We start from the raw sequence: 14,898 nt of genomic DNA, 5'->3' as shown, positions 1-14,898 counted from the left end.
ACTTCCGGTTTCGATCCGCTTCTTATAAGGCAACACGCAACCTCCGGGCGGTTCAGATCCTGCTTGGGCACACCGAGATCGAGAATACGGTTCGCCATCCGGATGTCGAGGTCGGGGACGCGCTCACATCGCCGAGGGAACCGAGATCTGATCACGATGGCCTCTCGACTTCGCGGAGAGGTCATCATGTTCTGAAAAGCCACCGCTCAGTTACGGGGCTCGATTTCCGCAATGCGTCGCATCACAGCCGTTCGGCATGGAAGATGGTCATCCCGAAAACCGCCGGTCCACTGTCGCCCATCAAAGGCGGAACTATGCGGCGTTGAGGCGCTAGGCGAATTTGCGCCTCGTCTCGGCGGTTGAGACGAGCTCTGCCACTTCCTGAAAGCGGTCGCTAGCGGCGATCACAAGCCAGATCCGGCCGAGCACCCAGAGGGAAAGCGCCCACCGGAGCAGCAGCCAGAGATGCGGTGTTGGCATTTTCGGGCCCCCTGAATCCGGCCCGGCTGAGTTTGATGGAGAAGTTCGACCAGGCGCCAGGCACTAATCGGCAGCAGCACCAGTTCCATCAGGCTCAGGGTAAGTTGCCGATGAGGGCGCCATAGGTGGCAAAGCACAAACAGCTCAGCACCGCCGTGATGTGCAGCCACAGCATGGCTTTCATTGAGTAGGTGAGAACGGTGGAGAAGCTTCCGAGGAAGCCGATCGTCTCGGTCCAGATCATGATCATATTTCTTTGGTGGAGTGAAGCCGGTGGGCCTTGGTCAGCCGGAGAAGCCGCCGTCATCGAGAAAACGTCTCCGCGTCCGCCGTTCCTCTCCTGGTCGCGGCTGGCACTGACCACGACCGAGCATTGGCCCCGGCTGCGCACATGTCCCTCAAAAGTCTGCGCCATGGCGGAGAAGTAACGATTGTCGTGGATGGGCAGCATCAGTCCGACCAGGCCCGATCGCGAGCCTCCCAAGCCCCGCGCCTGCAGATTGGTAGTGTACTGGTGGCGTTCGGCGAGGCTGAGAATTGTTTCCGCCGCCGCAACCCGATGGCGCTTGCACGGCGACACGCTTCCTTCACCGGCCTGATAATCACGGCGAACTCGGAGCCGATCGCCTCGATCGACAGCCAATACGCGGCGTCAAGACGATAAGGCGATCCGGCTCGGCATGATCGCGGCTGCGCTTGCGCCCGTTCCGGCCCGCTCGCATGCGATCAGCCCGCTGGCCGACAAGGCGAAGGTGCGCCGCGATACGTGAGTCTGGTCGGCATCGATCCACGGAATGAATGCTTGACCTCAAGTTAACTTCAGCTTGTACCAATAAGTTGTACGGATTGAAGGAGTATCGTCAATGCTGACCAACATTGATCTTCAGGGACTTCGTGTAGCAGTCACCGGCGGCACGTCCGGCCTAGGACTGGCGCTTGTCCGGCAGCTTGCCAGAGAGGGTGCGTTCGTCGCCTTCGTTGCCCGCACTGCCGCGAACGTCGAACGCATCGCTGACGAGACGGGCGCACATGGCATCGTCGGCGACGTCGGCAAAAAGGACGACATCTACCCGATCGCGTTGCAGGTCACCGCGAGCCTAGGCGGGCTCGACGTTCTGATCAACAATGCGTCGAGCCTCGGGCCCGTTCCACCGGCGCTCCTTGCCGATACCGAGTGCGAGGAGCTGGAAAAAGCGCTCGCGGTCAACCTCGTCGGCGCGTTCCGGCTGACGAAAGCACTGTTCGGTGCACTTGCCGCGTCCGCGCGCGAGGACCGTGGCGCGCTGGTGATCAACATCTCCAGCGACGCGGCGGTGAACGCTTATCCCGGCTGGGGCGCGTATGCTGCGAGCAAGGCCGCTCTTGCTCACCTGACGGCGATTTGGGACGAGGAGGCGAAGGCCGACGGCATCCGGCACCTCGCGCTCGACCCCGGCGATATGGACACCCCGCTGCACGCGCTGGCGCTTCCTGACGCCGATCCGTCGACATTGAAGCGTCCCGACCTGGCTGCTGCCGAGATCATCGAAAAGATGCTCGATACGTTGCCGGCCGGCGCAACACTTCTCGCCGAGACACGCGGATGATTGCCGCCGACCGTCCGGATCGGCGCGCCGCCAGGCTGCTCGTCGTGGAGGCGGACGGCGCGACGCGCGACCTGCCGCGCACTGAACTCGCGATACTGTTCGATGCCGGCGATCTGGTCATCGCCAATGACGCCGCGACCTTGCCTGCCAGCTTGCGCGGCACGCACCTTCCCAGCGACGAGGCGATCGAGATCCGCCTGGCAGGCTGGCTGACATTTCCCGACCCAACCAACTTCCTGGCGATTGCCTTCGGCGCGGGCGATCACCGCATGCGCACGGAAAATCGGCTGCCTCCGCCCCCGATATCACCAGGCGATCACCTCCGGCTCGGCCGGCTTGAAGCCGTCATTGAGTGCCTTCTCGACCATCCTCGCCTTCTCGAGTTGCGCTTCCCAGGCAACCGCGCAGCGGTGCTTGCAGGACTGGCGCAGCACGGCCGGCCGATCCAATATGCGCATGTTCGCGAACCGTTGGCACTTTGGAATGTCTGGACGAAGATTGCCGCCGGGCCGGTGGCGTTCGAGGCGCCATCGGCAGGCTTCGCACTCGACTGGCGCACGCTCCAGGCCTGGCGTCGGCGAGACGTGGGCTTCGCAACACTCACGCATGCCGCGGGCGTGTCTTCCACCGGGGACCCCGCTCTCGACTTGCGCCTCCCTCTCGACGAGCCGTACCGCATTCCCGAGCGCACGGCGGCGCAGGTCGCGCGGGCGAAGCTCCGCGGAAGCCGCATCATCGCAATCGGCACGAGCGTGGTGCGCGCGCTTGAGGCAGCTGCCAACCCCGACGGCAATGTGCGTGCCGGAAATGGCATTGCGACAGGGCGTATCGCGCTGGGCACGCCACTTCGCGTGGTCGATGCGATTCTAACAGGCGTCCACCAGCCTGGCGAAAGCCATTTCGAGCTCCTGCGAGCCTTTGCCGACGATGCTCTGCTCGCCAAGGCCTCCGCAGCCTTCGCCGAGCACCGATATCGCACGCATGAATTCGGCGATTCCATGCTGCTCAATCGCCAACGGCTGGATCGACCGCGCGGACAGAACCGGGAAGTGCGCGAGACGAAGCCTCTACTCTAGGCGATCCGATGATCTTGGATTTCCAGGGCTTTCGAAAACGATGTTTTGATTAAGCAATTGGTTCAAAACAACTATTTGACATTAGTAACACGACTCTAGGGGTCAGAGTTCGAATCTTGTCGCCGGGAGTCACGCGCGAGCTGCGGCTGAGACGCGGATAGGCCCGCGCCCTGCGCCGCCCGGCGGTGATCGCCACCACTGCCTATTCGCCGCGCCAGGGGCTGAGCCGGGAGCGACGATGGCGGTATTCAAATTGACGCTAATACAATATTGCCTACGCTCCAACGTTGGGCGAAAGTGTGCGCCGAGAGGCAGGAGGCCATAGTTGGCTTTAGCTTAGACCTTGCCCAAGTCACGAGAGAATACCTTGCAGCTCGTGAACCGGCTCAAGGCAGCAGCTTGTGCTTCAGCCTAGGCGGAAGATGCCAGGTGGATCGTCTCTTCCACTGTAACGTTGCGTGGTTGGGAAGCAATTCGGCAAGCCTTTTTACAGAACGAAGACAGGGATCTCGCTTGCGCAATACAGGAACTCAGCAATTACCCTGATGTTTGGCGACACCCATGAATACACCTGGGATTTCATTCACGAGGCCAAGACGCATCTGTCTCGTCTCGTCGACAGGGCGGTCAAAGCTGAATCCTTCATAATTGCGAAATCCGGCAAGCCGATGGTGAAGGTCGTTGCCATAGACGCACCTGCGGCCGGCGAAATGCGTCGCGTTGGGTTTATGGCCGGGCAGTTTTCAGTTCCAGACGATGTTGATCGCATGGCCGATGAGGAAATCGGGAAGCTGTTTGGCGGCGACGCATGAAACTTCTGCTCGATGCCCATCTTTTGCTCTGGGCGGCGGGCGAGCCCGAAGAGCTCCCGCCCCTCGCGCGGGTGACTGCGGCCCTTCGGTGCGGTGGGGGGTTGAAGTCAGCTATCGCCTCAGACCACCCATGAACGCCTTTACTCGAGCAGAGTCGACTTGGTTCCACCAGACGCCGTCGTGCTTCAGCGCGCTGGCGATGATGACCCCGTCGACAATGGCGAGGATATCGTTGGCGTTGTCCGGCGTCACGCCGCTGCCGACCAACGTCGGCAGGCCGGCGGCCTGCTTGATCATGCTTATGTAGCCCAAATCCGCGGCGTGGCCGGTGCGCTGGCCGGTGGCGATGATGGCGTCGGCGTCGAAGAAGACCAGGTCTTTGACCAGTTCCTCCACTGGGCGGTCGGCGACGATGGCGTGTGCGCCATGCTTGACATGGGCATCGGCGAAAATGCGGATGCCGTTGGCGCGCAGCCTGGCGCGGTAGCGTGCCGCACGGCCCGATTCGCCTTCGACAAAGCCCTCATTGGCGACATAGGCATTCGCCCACTGATTGACGCGGACGAAGCCGGCGCCGGCGGCGCTAGCGATCGCCAAGGCCGGGATGGCGGCATTGGCCAGCACATTGATGCCGATCGGCTTGCCGAGCTCGCGGCGGATGCGGTCTGAGACGACAGCCATATAGGCCGCCGTCTCCGGTCCGATATCGTCAGGCTTGGCGAAGGGGATGTCGCCATGGTTCTCGACGATGACGCCGTCGCAGCCGCCATCGAGATAGGCCCGGGCATCGTCGAGCCCGCGCTGGTAAATCGCCTCGATCGCCTCGCCATCATAGCGCGGCGCGCCGGGCAGCGGCGCCAGGTGAACGACGCCGATCACCACCTTGGTGCGGCCGAAAAGGTCCACGAGCGCGTCGCCGCCGGATTGGCCGATCTGGGTCATGAGAGCTCCATTTGATCGATGAGCGCCGCCATCTCGGAGGCGGAAGGACAGGATGCCAGCGTGCCCGGCCGTGTCACGGCGATTGCGGCGGCGGCGAGCGCCAGCTCCAGTGCCGAGGTGACCGGCATGCCCCGGGCAAGCCCGCCGGCGAGGCAGCCGCAGAACACATCGCCGGCGCCGCTGGTGTCGAGTGCTTCGACGCGCGGCGCCGGCAAGCGAAGCGGTTCCGTCTGGTCCGGACCAAGCACGAGACAGCCTTCGCCGCCGAGCGTGATCACGACAATACCTGCGCCTCTGGCCGCCAGCGCCCGGGCGGCGGCTGCCATATCGCTCTGGCCGGTCAGGGCTTGCGCTTCGGATTGGTTGACCACCAAAACCTCCGCCAGTCCGAGATCGGGCACAGATGCCGCATCGATGGGGCTGGCGTTGAGGACGGTGCGCGCGCCGTTTTCCATTGCTGCTCGGAGGCAGGCATTGGTCGCGGCGAGGGGCAAATTTCCCTGGCAGACGAGGATGTCGCCGGGAGCGATCCAGCGGACAAGTGCTGTCTGCGCCACCGGGTCGAAGGCTTCGACGCAGGCGACGCCGCTGACGATGAAATTCTCTCCGCCTCGATCGACGACGATGGTCGAGCGGTCACTCGGTAGCTCGAATTGGCTGACCTCAAGGTCGGACAGCTCGTTGTCGAGGCGGCTCCTGATCCATGCGCCAGCTGGGTCCTTGCCGAGCGCCGTCCAGAACGTCACCTCTGCACCAGTCCGTGCTGCTGCGACTGCCTGGTTGGCGCCCTTGCCGCCGAGCCCGTCGGCATAGCTCACGGCATTCAAAGTCTCGCCCGCGGCCGGGAAGCGGCCGACGCGAAACATGGTGTCGACGCAGGCATTGCCGACGACGTGGACGCGCATGGCTCAGCTCTCACCGGTCGCCCAGCCCAGCATCTGTTCGAACAGGGTCTTGTAGCCTGGCCAGGCGATGAACTGCGGCGGCAGCCAATGCGGCCCGACATCGGATGTCCAGGCCACGGTGCGGCCCTTGCCATAGTGGCCGGTGACGAGCAGCGGCAGCGAGCCATAGTCCGACGACACGGCAGCCAGAACTTCCGCACCGTCCTTCAGCCTCACCTCGTTGAAGCCGAGCAGGATCGGCCAGTCCGAACCAAGGCCCCTGAGGATGGGATGTGTCGACCCTGGTTTCGGTACGGGCGCAAAACCTTCCGGAACCTCGACGCGGTCGTCATAGGCCAGGCAGTTCACAGGCAGCACGTCCTCGACCGGCGTCTTGCGGTAGCGCGCCCCGCCGTTGATGCCCTGGAAACTATAGTAGCCGCCGAACATCAACAGACCGCCGCCGCCGCTGACATAATCGCGCAGCAGGCGCAGGCGGTTCGGTGTCGGCTTCGAGTGGACCCAGGTGTCGGGATGCAGCAGCAGCGTGTTGGCGCCGATGTCGGATAGCACGACCGCGTCATAGGCCGACAGCGCCTCCATCGTCTGCGGAAAGCCGCGCTGCGCCTCATGCGCCGGCATGAAGGTGACGTCGAAATCGGTCGCCTTCAGCGCGCCCAGCAATTCGTCGGCGCCGGTGTGGTAGGTGACGGTCGGAAACTGGTCAAAACCCTTGATATGGGTCGCGGTCGACACCCAGGATTCGCCGGCAAGCAGGATCTTCTTCTTGGACATTTGAACTCCCGTGTAATTCCAGGCCGCTTAGAGCCGCGCGAATACGCTTTTCGGATTGGCGATCAGCATGCGGTCGATGGCCGCCTGCTCGACGCCGTGGCGTTTCAGGCGCGGTATGAAATGCTTCAGGATATAGCCATAGCCGAAGCCGCCGAAGCGCGTCAGCATGATCTTGAGGAAGACATCCTGCGACAACAGCAGGCGGTCGCCGAAACCGGCCTCGACAAGGGCGGCGATGGCGCGTGCGTTCTCCTCGTCGGAGGGCGATTGCGCGTCCTGGTCGGCATAGTAATAGTCCATGCCGATCATGTCGTATTCGAGGAACGCGCCGCGCCGGGCGAGGCTTGTCTGGTAGTCGGGGTCGTCGTGGCTCGGGTTCATGTGACAGAGCACGGTATGGCGGAGATCGGCGCCCTCGGCCTCGACGATATCGAGCACCTCGTGCGCCAGCCGCTCCCAGCCCGGCAGATGGATCGACAGCGGCACGCCGGTGATGCGCGAGGCGCGCGCCGAAGCTGTCAGCGACTTGCGCTCCTCGGCGGTGAAATCCTTGCTGACGCCGACCTCGCCGATCAGCCCGGCCATGATCGGCGGCTGCGTCTCGCCGCCGCCGACATCGTTGACGATGAATTCGGTCACCGCGTCCACATCCATGGCCTTCAGCCATTCGGGATGGGTGTGCTCGAGATAGAAGCCGGTGCCCATGACGATCTTCAGGCCGGACATGCGGCTGATACGGGCGAGCTTTTCGGGATCGCGGCCGATGCCGATATTGGTGGCATCGACGACGGTGTGGCCGCCCAGTGCGCGATAGCGCTGTAGCTCTGACAGCGCCAGGTCGGCGTCGTCGAGCGAAACGTTGTCGCGGTTGACGTATGGGTTCATTCGCAACTCGCCGATGATCTCGATGTTCACCGGCTGCTCGGCGACCGCCATGTCATCGGGATGGCAGGGGCATTTCCAGCTGCGCGCGCCATCGAGCAAGATGTGCTCGTGCATCAGCGTGATGCCCATCTCCTCGACCGGAACCGGGCCGAGCACGGTCATCACATGGCCGGTTTCGACCCCGATCGCCAGCCGCTGGCCGGGCACCGCGTCATCGAACAGACCGCCCATCGGCTCAACGGCTCCGCACGGCGCCGCGGAACAGGCGGAAGTTCAGCCAGATGGCGACCAGGATGATCGTTCCGGTGACAATCGGCGTCAGGAAAGGCGACAGATGCGCCAGGATCAGGCCGTTGCCGATGACGGCCACGGTCAGCGCGCCGAGCACCGTGCCAATGATCGTTCCGCGGCCGCCGAACAGGCTGGTGCCGCCGAGCACGACGGCGGCGATGACTTCCAGCTCGAAACCCTGTCCGGCATTCGAAGATCCCGATCCAAGCCGGGCAGCAATGATGATCCCGGCAAGGGCTGCCGCGGTGGCGGAAATCACATAGACGAAGAGCGTCGTCTGCCGCGTGTTGACGCCGGCGCGCCGCACCGCCTCAGCGTTGGCACCGATGCCGGTGACATAGCGGCCGAACGGCGTCTCGTTGAAGGCGAGATAGGCGATGGCCAGGATCGCCAGCGCGATCAGCGCCGGCACCGGCACGCCAAGGAACCAGGCACGGCCCAGCACGGTGAAAGCGCTTCCGGGCTCGATCGGGATCGAATAGCCGCCGGTGATCAGCAGCGCCACGCCACGGATCACCGAAAGCCCGGCAAGCGTGACGATGAAGGACGGGATGCCCTCATAGGCGACGAAATAGCCTTGCACCGCGCCAAGCAGGGCACCGAGCGCCAACATGGCGAGGATAACGACTGACCATGGCAGGCCGAACTGCAAGAGCGTCGCCGACAGCGTTGCCACCAGCGCCAGTACCGAGCCGACCGAAAGATCGATGCCGCCAGTGGTGATGACGAAAGTCATTGCCGCGGCGACGATCAGCAGCGGCGCCGACTGCCGCAGGATGTTCAACAGATTAGGCGACGTCAGAAAGGCGTCGGTCGCCACCGAGAAGATGATGCAGACGACCAGAAAGAACAGCGCGATCGAGACGACACTGCCATTGGCGAGCAGCGCATCGCGCCAGGTGCCCTTGCGCACTCGTGAGGGCTGGGCAGCGTGGATCGCATCGCTCATGCCGGCGCTCCACCGCGATAGCCGTTGGTGGCGGAACGCGCACTGAATTTGCGGCCGACGATCAGATTGACCACGTCCTCGATATTGGTCTCGCCGATCAGCCGCTCGGCGACATTGCGCCCTTCATACATGACCTGGATGCGGTCGCAGACGAGGAACAGGTCCTGCAGCCGGTGGGTGATCAAAATGACGCTGACACCGCGCGCGCTGACCGCGCGGATCAGTTCGAGCACCGCCTCGACCTCGGCCACCGCAAGCGCTGCCGTCGGCTCGTCCATGATCAGCACGGCCGGCTCGAACGAGGCGGCGCGGCCGATGGCGATCGACTGGCGCTGCCCGCCGGAGAGGTTTTCGACCTTGAGCCGCGTGTCGGCAATGACGATACCGAGCCGATCGAGCATCTGGCGCGTCTCGTCGTGCATGCGCTTCTTGTCGAGAAAGGAAATGCCGGCGATGCGGCGGCGCGGCTCGCGGCCGAGAAACAGATTGCCGGCGACATCGACCGTGTCGCAGAGCGACAGGTCCTGGTAGACCATCTCGACGCGCGCCGCACGTGCGTCCGCCGGCGAGCTGAAGATCACCGGCTTGCCGTCGATCTCGATGGTGCCGGCGTCGGGAACCACAGCCCCCGACAGCACCTTGCTCAATGTCGACTTGCCGGCGCCATTGTCGCCGACCAGCCCCAGCACCTCGCCCGGCTTCAGCGTCAGCGACACATCATCGAGCGTCTGGATGGCGTTGTAACGCTTTGAGATGCCGCTCATCCGCACCCGATAGGTCTGGCCACTGCTCATCTGGGATTCCACGCGATTGCCAGGTATCCGCGGCGCAGCTTCAGGCGGCGCCGCGGCTCGGTCGCCGACGCAGTTACTTGAACATCGCGCGGTATTGGTCGACATTCTTCTTGGTCACGATCGTCACCGGGATATTGATGATCGGGTCGATTTTCTCGCCCTTCTTGAGCTTGCCCAACGCTTCGACCGCGGCCTTGCCTTCGCCTGCCGGATCCTGCTGCACGACCGCCACCACCCAGCCGTCGTCGATGCCCTGAACGGCCTGCTTGGTCAGATCCCAGCCGAACACCTTGACGTCGCCGGTGCGGCCCTGGCTGGTCACAGCCGAAACGGCGCCGAGCAAGGCGGGTTCGCCGGTTGCATAGAGCGAGTTCATGTCCGGATTGGCGGTCATCAGGTTTTCCGAAGCGCTCAACGCCGTCTCCTGAACGTTTTGGCCGTCGACCGTGTCCAGGAAGGTGACGGCCTGGCCGCTTTCGGTCACCGCCTTCTTGAACCCGTCGAGCCGCTGGTTCTGGATGAATGAATTGAGTGCGCCGACGATGCCGATCTTGGCCTTGCCGCCCATCTCGGTCTTCACATAGTCGGCGTAGAATTTGCCGATGTCCTCGCCGGCCTTGGTGTTGTCCACACCTATGAACGAAACGTTGTCGCCGTCGGGGATCTGCGCGTCGATGGCGATGACGGGAATGCCGGCCGCCTTGGCCGCAGTAATCGCGGGCTTGACGCCGTTGACGTCGATGGCGACCAGAATGATGCCGTCGACTTTCTGCGTGATGTAGTTCTCGATCGCGTCGTTCTGCGCGCTCGGCACATTGTTGGCGTTGAAAATGACCAGCTTGGCGCCGGCGGCGTCGGCTGCCTTCTGCGCGCCCTCGTTGATCTGGTTGAAGAACAGGGCCTGCTGGTTGATGTTGACGAGTGCGAACGTATCGGCAAGCGCCGATCCCATGGCTGCCGAGCCCATGGCAATGGCGGCGGCACAGCCGGCGAGAATTTTGAACAGACGCATTTTCGGTTCCCCTTGCTTGCGGACCAGACCGGCTGGTTCCCGTTGGTGCTACAGGCACGAGGCAAGCATTCAAGAGACTTGAATATTTGTCAATCCAAATGAACGCAGAGCGTTGCTCAGAAAGTCGCCGGCGTGTTGACCCAGAAAATGCTGGCGCGTTCCTTGCCGATATTGCGGTAATGATGCGGCAGCTCCGACCTGAAAACGAAGGCATCGCCGGTGGCGAGAGCATGTCGCTTGCCGTCGACGATCAACTCGATCCGGCCGGCGAGCACGTAGCCGACTTCCTCGCCGGCGTGCTGAATCGGGCCTTCGCTCTCGCCGTCTGCCTCGATGTGATGGATGTTGCATTGTAAGAGGTGGCCAGGCGAATACGGAATGATGCGTTCGAGCGAAATGCCCTCGCCACGCCGTAGCGCGTCGAGCGCAATCAAAGGCCTTGCGCCCGCCCGGAATACGATCGCCTCGTCGTCATCGACTTGCTCGAACATCCAGCCGATGTTGGTGTCGAGAACCTCGACCAGACGGTGAAGCATGGGCAGAGACGGCGAAGCCTTGCCGTTCTCGATCTTGGACAGCAGGCTTTCCGAGCAATTCGCAGCCGCGGCCAGGCTCTTCAGCGTCATGCCGCGTGTCTGGCGGGCGAGGCGCAGTCGAGTTCCAAGTCTCGCGGCATTTACGGTGGCGTCCGTTTCCGACTCTGGCCGCCGTCGATCGATTTTATTCATCTGTTCGCCAACCATTCAACGGTCAAGGGCAACTATCGCGCGAGCAAAAGACCTCGGCCGACGATTTGCAAGTGCTGATGCGTCAAATTCGAGGCTGCAGCCGTAGCTCCGGCCTCTGGCGAATGCTGCTCTCGCATGAACCGTGCTGATGATCCCGCGCCAGTTACCCCTATCGCTTGGCTGTCCATCGTGGTCGAAATCGCCAGCCGTTACCGCGTTGCGTCTCGTGGCGAGTGGACTTGGACAATACGGGTAAGGCGGGCCACACAGCCAATCTACACAACCACGGCCATGCCGACACGATAAAATCTGGACTGTCACCGAATTTGGGAGTCCGCCGGAAGTCACCCGCGGCAGCGCCCCATGGAGTTGCTCTCGGTAGCGGCGATGTACTCAATGAAATCCCTGAGGCAGTCGCGCACCGCCTGAGCTTCGACAATTTTGAAGAAAGTCCAACAGAATTAATGGACTAGCACCTTGCGGATGTGAATCGCGGAAGCGACGCGCGGTTAATGCTTTAGAAGTATAGACACATCGACACGAGGTGCGAAGAAGCAACGCCAATACAGCTGATTGGTTACGACATATTTATTTTCGCAGATATGGTATTGCCCGTCCGGGGATTGCTGCACACGGTCCCGTGGGATGGTGAAATTATGCGGCAAATAAGTATACCCACCGTCTACCCTGGACCGCACCGAAGACCGAGGTACGGCGCGGCAATCAGAACCACCGCAGCACTTGAATTTGGTCTGTGGGTCAATCTTGTCTTCGTACCAATCATGGGCGTTAGCGGCTGTTGCGGCGGCGATACACATAGCCGTGAAGATGAGCCTTCGCATGGCATTCCTCAAGTATCTGGCAGGCGCTGCTCGTTCGGTTTTCCATATATATTAGCGTTCCATTGAAAATACCATTGGCCCCCGACCGACTGACGCAGCTCCAGCGAGCGACGCTCGCAACTGAAGGCCGCATTGGGTCACGTCAGGACGACACTTGCGCCGGACAAAAGGTCTGCTCGTGTCGCTCCGGGTTAGAAAAGCATCTGTCCGCTTTCCGGCCCGAAGGAGACCTTTGCCGAGCGGCGATCAGCCTGGCGGGATAACCTTACCCTCCTTCGCTTTTCGGCGGCAGACATCGGCCTGTGCGAGGTGGGGCGTTCGCTTGGGGGCGCCTCCGGCGACGGCGAGTTTTGTTCCGTTCCGCCAAAAGGGGGTTTGCTGGTGTGGATCTTGTTTTGGGGGTATTCTCTTCGTTGAGGGATAGGCCTAGTCGATTTCGATTACGGTCGCTTAAGCTTGGCCGCTCCGCTCGGGAGGAGCCTCTGATTGCGATGGCGCGCTTTGCCCACCTTGCCCTTCTCGCCTTTGGATTGTTGCCTGGAATTGCGCTGGCTGGGGAGCCTTTCGTCCCGAGCTGGATCAAAAACGATCCGGCAGCCAAGACGGTGGCTATAGAGATTGTCGCCGATTGGAACCAAGTCGAGCGGTACCGCAGGGACAACATCCGGACCGACATTATCGACTTCAACGGCTACTGGGACGGCAATCTCACGATCATCGTGCCAGAAGAATGGTCGGTACAGATCGAGTTCATCAATGGCTCTTCGAATTTCAGGCACGGTCTGATGGTGACCAGGGTCTATGCTCGGTCGGAGATGCCAGTGAAGTTGGAGGCTGAGGATGCGATTTGGGGGGCGTACACCGCTCCGCTAGAGGGGATTAAAATTAATGAGAAGGGACAACTCAACTTTGTTGCCCAGCAGGCGGGGAACTATTTCCTCGCCTGTCCGAGACAAACACACCTGATGGACGGACACTGGATCGGTTTCGAGGTGAGAGGCAATCTTGTGCGGGCCGTGGCAATCGTCCATGAAGACAAGTTTCCGCAGGAGCAGCCCCCAGGACGCCCATAGGGTTGCGCGAGCAACCAGCGCTATGGCTTCGTCGTGGAGATCATTGCAAATCCGTGGCGGCTTATCTTGAAACTCGAAAGTCTGGCCGCGCCCCGACCGGTCTAGAACTGCCCCTGGTTGCCAAGCCACCAGGTCCAAGCTGAGGCATCCAAACAAGCCTTTGGCGCAGCCGGAGCATCGGCGAGGGCTAATTTGGGCCGTAGTGTCGAAGCATCGGCTTGTGGAGCCGCCTTCCAAAGCTTGATCCACAAGTCGCCTGTTGGCGCAGATGAGCCTACTAGGCCGCTCCCGTGTGCGACCTTTCCGCCCGATCGAGACGTAGAGCGCTCCCACGCGTATAGTCCGAGCCGATGCGCCCGCCGGCTCGGTCGTGCCATTTCAAGACACCCGCGGTGCTTTCCAGAGCGAACTTTCGCCTGTCGGAAGGAGTCGGGCGGATTCTCCCGTAGCCGACAATCTGCTTCCGGCCCCGAAACGGTCATTCCGGATGACAGATTGCGTGAAGCGGTCCGCGTGGTGCTGGGTGGCGCAAGAAGGATGGTTCAGTCGAAGAAGCCTGCATCCTCTTCCCCGAGATACTTCCTGGCTGCTTCGGCGTCGATATCGAGGCCCAGCCCCGGCGCTTCCAGCAGCTCCACCATGCTGTCCTTCACGATCTGCGACGGCAGGCCGATTACGAGATCCTCCCACCAGGGGTCGGAGGCGCTCGGGTATTCGAACGCGATATAGTTGGCGGGCAGGGTGGCGCAGACATTGATCAGCGCGCCGAGGCCGAGAAGGCCGTTCGCGGTGCCGTGCGGTGCCATCAGGATCGAGTGCATATAGGCGTGCTCGGCGACCCATTTGAGCTCGGCAATGCCGCCAATATCGGCCGGATCGGGGCCGATGACGCGCACCGCCTGCGTTTCGATCAGCTCCTTGAAATTGTGCCGCAGGTAGATCTGCTCGCCGGTATGAATTGGCGTCGAGGTGGAGGTGGTCAGCTCCCGATAGGCCTGCGGATTGACCCACGGCACATAGTCGCCGGTCAGCATGTCCTCGAGCCACATCAAATTGTACTTCTCGACCGCGCGAGCGAATTTGATCGCATCGGGCAGCATCCAGCCCGGGCCGCAGTCGAGCGCCAGGCTGACCTTGTCGCCCAGCACTTCCTTCATCGCGATCACGCAGTCGAGCATGTGGTTGAAACCGCGCTCGCTGATCACGCCCTGGTCCATGGCGCCGTGATAGCCGGCCTTCTTCTGCGTCACGCCGTAGTGAAAGCCCTCGATGGTGTCCTTCATGTCGGAGTGGAACGAGATTCCCTGCTTGATCATGAAGAAGTTCTGCGGCTGCTCCATCATCCATTTGACGTCAGCGGCGTAATCCTCCGGCCGGTCGCCCGTGCGTTTCTGGCGGATCGAGCCGTTATAGACGCGCACCTTGTCGCGCACCTTGCCGCCGAGCAGTTTGTAGGCCGGCACGCCTGCAGCCTTGCCGGCAATGTCCCACAGCGCATGCTCGATGGCGCTTACCGCCGCGCCATAGGGCTTGAAAGAGCCGCGTTGGCGGATCTTCAGCATCACCCGCTCGACGTCGGTCGGGTCCTCGCCGATCAGCGCCTCGCGGAAATGCAGGACCCAGGGCTTGAGGTAGGTCTTGGTGAACTCGACTTCGCCCAGGCCATAGAGGCCCTCGTCGGTAACGATGCGGACGATGGGGTGCCTGCCGATAACGGCACAGCGGAGGTCGGTGATCTTCATCTTCGGT

The 14,898-nt window shown here is 62.3% G+C and carries 14 protein-coding genes and 2 pseudogenes; 5 read left to right on the top strand and 11 right to left on the bottom strand.

The features are described 5' to 3' along the window. Positions 1 to 14: 14 nt before the first annotated feature. Positions 15 to 151: pseudogene (locus NKH63_RS31395) on the top strand (integrase); the annotation flags it as partial. 179 nt (positions 152 to 330) lie between these two features. On the opposite strand, the gene NKH63_RS25215 reads toward NKH63_RS31395, so the two are convergent. Both NKH63_RS25215 and NKH63_RS25210 read right to left on the bottom strand, forming a co-directional pair. Next, positions 331 to 480 carry a hypothetical protein gene (locus NKH63_RS25215; protein WP_023721868.1) on the bottom strand — a complete coding sequence of 50 codons (150 nt, stop codon included), beginning with the start codon at positions 478 to 480 and terminating at the stop codon, positions 331 to 333. Between the two features lie 337 nt (positions 481 to 817). Further along, positions 818 to 1,060 (bottom strand): annotated as a pseudogene (locus NKH63_RS25210) (LacI family transcriptional regulator); the annotation flags it as partial. A 283-nt stretch (positions 1,061 to 1,343) separates the two neighbouring features. Here NKH63_RS25210 and NKH63_RS25205 point away from each other — a divergent pair. From NKH63_RS25205 to NKH63_RS25195, 3 genes are all read left to right on the top strand, one after another. Continuing rightward, positions 1,344 to 2,066, top strand: coding sequence for an SDR family NAD(P)-dependent oxidoreductase (locus NKH63_RS25205; RefSeq protein ID WP_352919053.1), 723 nt, complete (start codon positions 1,344 to 1,346; stop codon positions 2,064 to 2,066). Further along, positions 2,063 to 3,142 (top strand): S-adenosylmethionine:tRNA ribosyltransferase-isomerase, encoded by a 1,080-nt coding sequence (locus NKH63_RS25200; protein WP_352919051.1) that lies wholly within the window; start codon positions 2,063 to 2,065, stop codon positions 3,140 to 3,142. Before NKH63_RS25205 ends, NKH63_RS25200 begins: the two co-directional genes overlap by 4 nt. 545 nt (positions 3,143 to 3,687) lie before the next feature. After that, entirely contained in the window at positions 3,688 to 3,954 is a 267-nt protein-coding gene (locus NKH63_RS25195; protein ID WP_352919049.1) for a type II toxin-antitoxin system Phd/YefM family antitoxin, read from the top strand. Positions 3,955 to 4,065: 111 nt separating this feature from the next. Here NKH63_RS25195 and NKH63_RS25190 read toward each other — a convergent pair whose 3' ends face one another. The 8 genes from NKH63_RS25190 to NKH63_RS25155 form a co-directional block, all read right to left on the bottom strand. Next, positions 4,066 to 4,896, bottom strand: coding sequence for a BtpA/SgcQ family protein (locus NKH63_RS25190; protein WP_352483923.1), 831 nt, complete (start codon positions 4,894 to 4,896; stop codon positions 4,066 to 4,068). Beyond that, positions 4,893 to 5,801 carry a ribokinase gene (locus NKH63_RS25185; protein ID WP_352548569.1) on the bottom strand — a complete coding sequence of 303 codons (909 nt, stop codon included), beginning with the start codon at positions 5,799 to 5,801 and terminating at the stop codon, positions 4,893 to 4,895. The genes NKH63_RS25190 and NKH63_RS25185 overlap by 4 nt, the downstream gene beginning before the upstream one ends. 3 nt (positions 5,802 to 5,804) lie before the next feature. Continuing rightward, positions 5,805 to 6,575: a glutamine amidotransferase gene (locus NKH63_RS25180; protein ID WP_352496441.1), complete on the bottom strand. Its 771-nt coding sequence runs from the start codon at positions 6,573 to 6,575 to the stop codon at positions 5,805 to 5,807. A gap of 27 nt (positions 6,576 to 6,602) precedes the next feature. After that, the gene (locus NKH63_RS25175) at positions 6,603 to 7,691 is read right to left on the bottom strand and encodes a phosphotriesterase family protein (RefSeq protein ID WP_352548567.1); all 1,089 of its coding nucleotides are present in this window, start codon (positions 7,689 to 7,691) and stop codon (positions 6,603 to 6,605) included. A 4-nt stretch (positions 7,692 to 7,695) separates the two neighbouring features. Continuing rightward, on the bottom strand, positions 7,696 to 8,700 hold the full coding sequence (locus NKH63_RS25170; protein ID WP_352483919.1) for an ABC transporter permease: 1,005 nt from the start codon (positions 8,698 to 8,700) through the stop codon (positions 7,696 to 7,698). Continuing rightward, positions 8,697 to 9,494: an ATP-binding cassette domain-containing protein gene (locus NKH63_RS25165; RefSeq protein ID WP_023721835.1), complete on the bottom strand. Its 798-nt coding sequence runs from the start codon at positions 9,492 to 9,494 to the stop codon at positions 8,697 to 8,699. Before NKH63_RS25165 ends, NKH63_RS25170 begins: the two co-directional genes overlap by 4 nt. 73 nt (positions 9,495 to 9,567) lie before the next feature. Continuing rightward, on the bottom strand, positions 9,568 to 10,506 hold the full coding sequence (locus NKH63_RS25160; RefSeq protein WP_352718090.1) for an ABC transporter substrate-binding protein: 939 nt from the start codon (positions 10,504 to 10,506) through the stop codon (positions 9,568 to 9,570). Between the two features lie 116 nt (positions 10,507 to 10,622). Further along, complete coding sequence (locus NKH63_RS25155; protein ID WP_031194868.1) at positions 10,623 to 11,234, bottom strand: cupin domain-containing protein; 612 nt, start codon at positions 11,232 to 11,234, stop codon at positions 10,623 to 10,625. A gap of 1,333 nt (positions 11,235 to 12,567) precedes the next feature. On the opposite strand from NKH63_RS25155, the gene NKH63_RS25150 reads away from it, so the two are divergent. After that, entirely contained in the window at positions 12,568 to 13,149 is a 582-nt protein-coding gene (locus NKH63_RS25150) for a sulfocyanin-like copper-binding protein (protein ID WP_023721832.1), read from the top strand. A 542-nt stretch (positions 13,150 to 13,691) separates the two neighbouring features. Here NKH63_RS25150 and NKH63_RS25145 read toward each other — a convergent pair. Further along, positions 13,692 to 14,891, bottom strand: a complete 1,200-nt coding sequence (locus tag NKH63_RS25145; RefSeq protein WP_023721831.1) for a mandelate racemase/muconate lactonizing enzyme family protein — start codon at positions 14,889 to 14,891, stop codon at positions 13,692 to 13,694. Positions 14,892 to 14,898 lie beyond the last annotated feature (7 nt).

This window comes from Mesorhizobium sp. M0960, assembly GCF_040319055.1.
Classification (GTDB): Bacteria; Pseudomonadota; Alphaproteobacteria; order Rhizobiales; family Rhizobiaceae; genus Mesorhizobium.
This window is presented reverse-complemented; position numbering and strand designations above follow the sequence as displayed.

Coding starts and splice junctions, on each gene's coding strand:
- NKH63_RS25215 (WP_023721868.1), bottom strand. CDS start 480: ATGCCAACACCGCATCTCTGGCTGCTGCTCCGGTGGGCGCTTTCCCTC.
- NKH63_RS25205 (WP_352919053.1), top strand. CDS start 1,344: ATGCTGACCAACATTGATCTTCAGGGACTTCGTGTAGCAGTCACCGGC.
- NKH63_RS25200 (WP_352919051.1), top strand. CDS start 2,063: ATGATTGCCGCCGACCGTCCGGATCGGCGCGCCGCCAGGCTGCTCGTC.
- NKH63_RS25195 (WP_352919049.1), top strand. CDS start 3,688: ATGTTTGGCGACACCCATGAATACACCTGGGATTTCATTCACGAGGCC.
- NKH63_RS25190 (WP_352483923.1), bottom strand. CDS start 4,896: ATGACCCAGATCGGCCAATCCGGCGGCGACGCGCTCGTGGACCTTTTC.
- NKH63_RS25185 (WP_352548569.1), bottom strand. CDS start 5,801: ATGCGCGTCCACGTCGTCGGCAATGCCTGCGTCGACACCATGTTTCGC.
- NKH63_RS25180 (WP_352496441.1), bottom strand. CDS start 6,575: ATGTCCAAGAAGAAGATCCTGCTTGCCGGCGAATCCTGGGTGTCGACC.
- NKH63_RS25175 (WP_352548567.1), bottom strand. CDS start 7,691: ATGGGCGGTCTGTTCGATGACGCGGTGCCCGGCCAGCGGCTGGCGATC.
- NKH63_RS25170 (WP_352483919.1), bottom strand. CDS start 8,700: ATGAGCGATGCGATCCACGCTGCCCAGCCCTCACGAGTGCGCAAGGGC.
- NKH63_RS25165 (WP_023721835.1), bottom strand. CDS start 9,494: ATGAGCAGTGGCCAGACCTATCGGGTGCGGATGAGCGGCATCTCAAAG.
- NKH63_RS25160 (WP_352718090.1), bottom strand. CDS start 10,506: ATGCGTCTGTTCAAAATTCTCGCCGGCTGTGCCGCCGCCATTGCCATG.
- NKH63_RS25155 (WP_031194868.1), bottom strand. CDS start 11,234: ATGAATAAAATCGATCGACGGCGGCCAGAGTCGGAAACGGACGCCACC.
- NKH63_RS25150 (WP_023721832.1), top strand. CDS start 12,568: ATGGCGCGCTTTGCCCACCTTGCCCTTCTCGCCTTTGGATTGTTGCCT.
- NKH63_RS25145 (WP_023721831.1), bottom strand. CDS start 14,891: ATGAAGATCACCGACCTCCGCTGTGCCGTTATCGGCAGGCACCCCATC.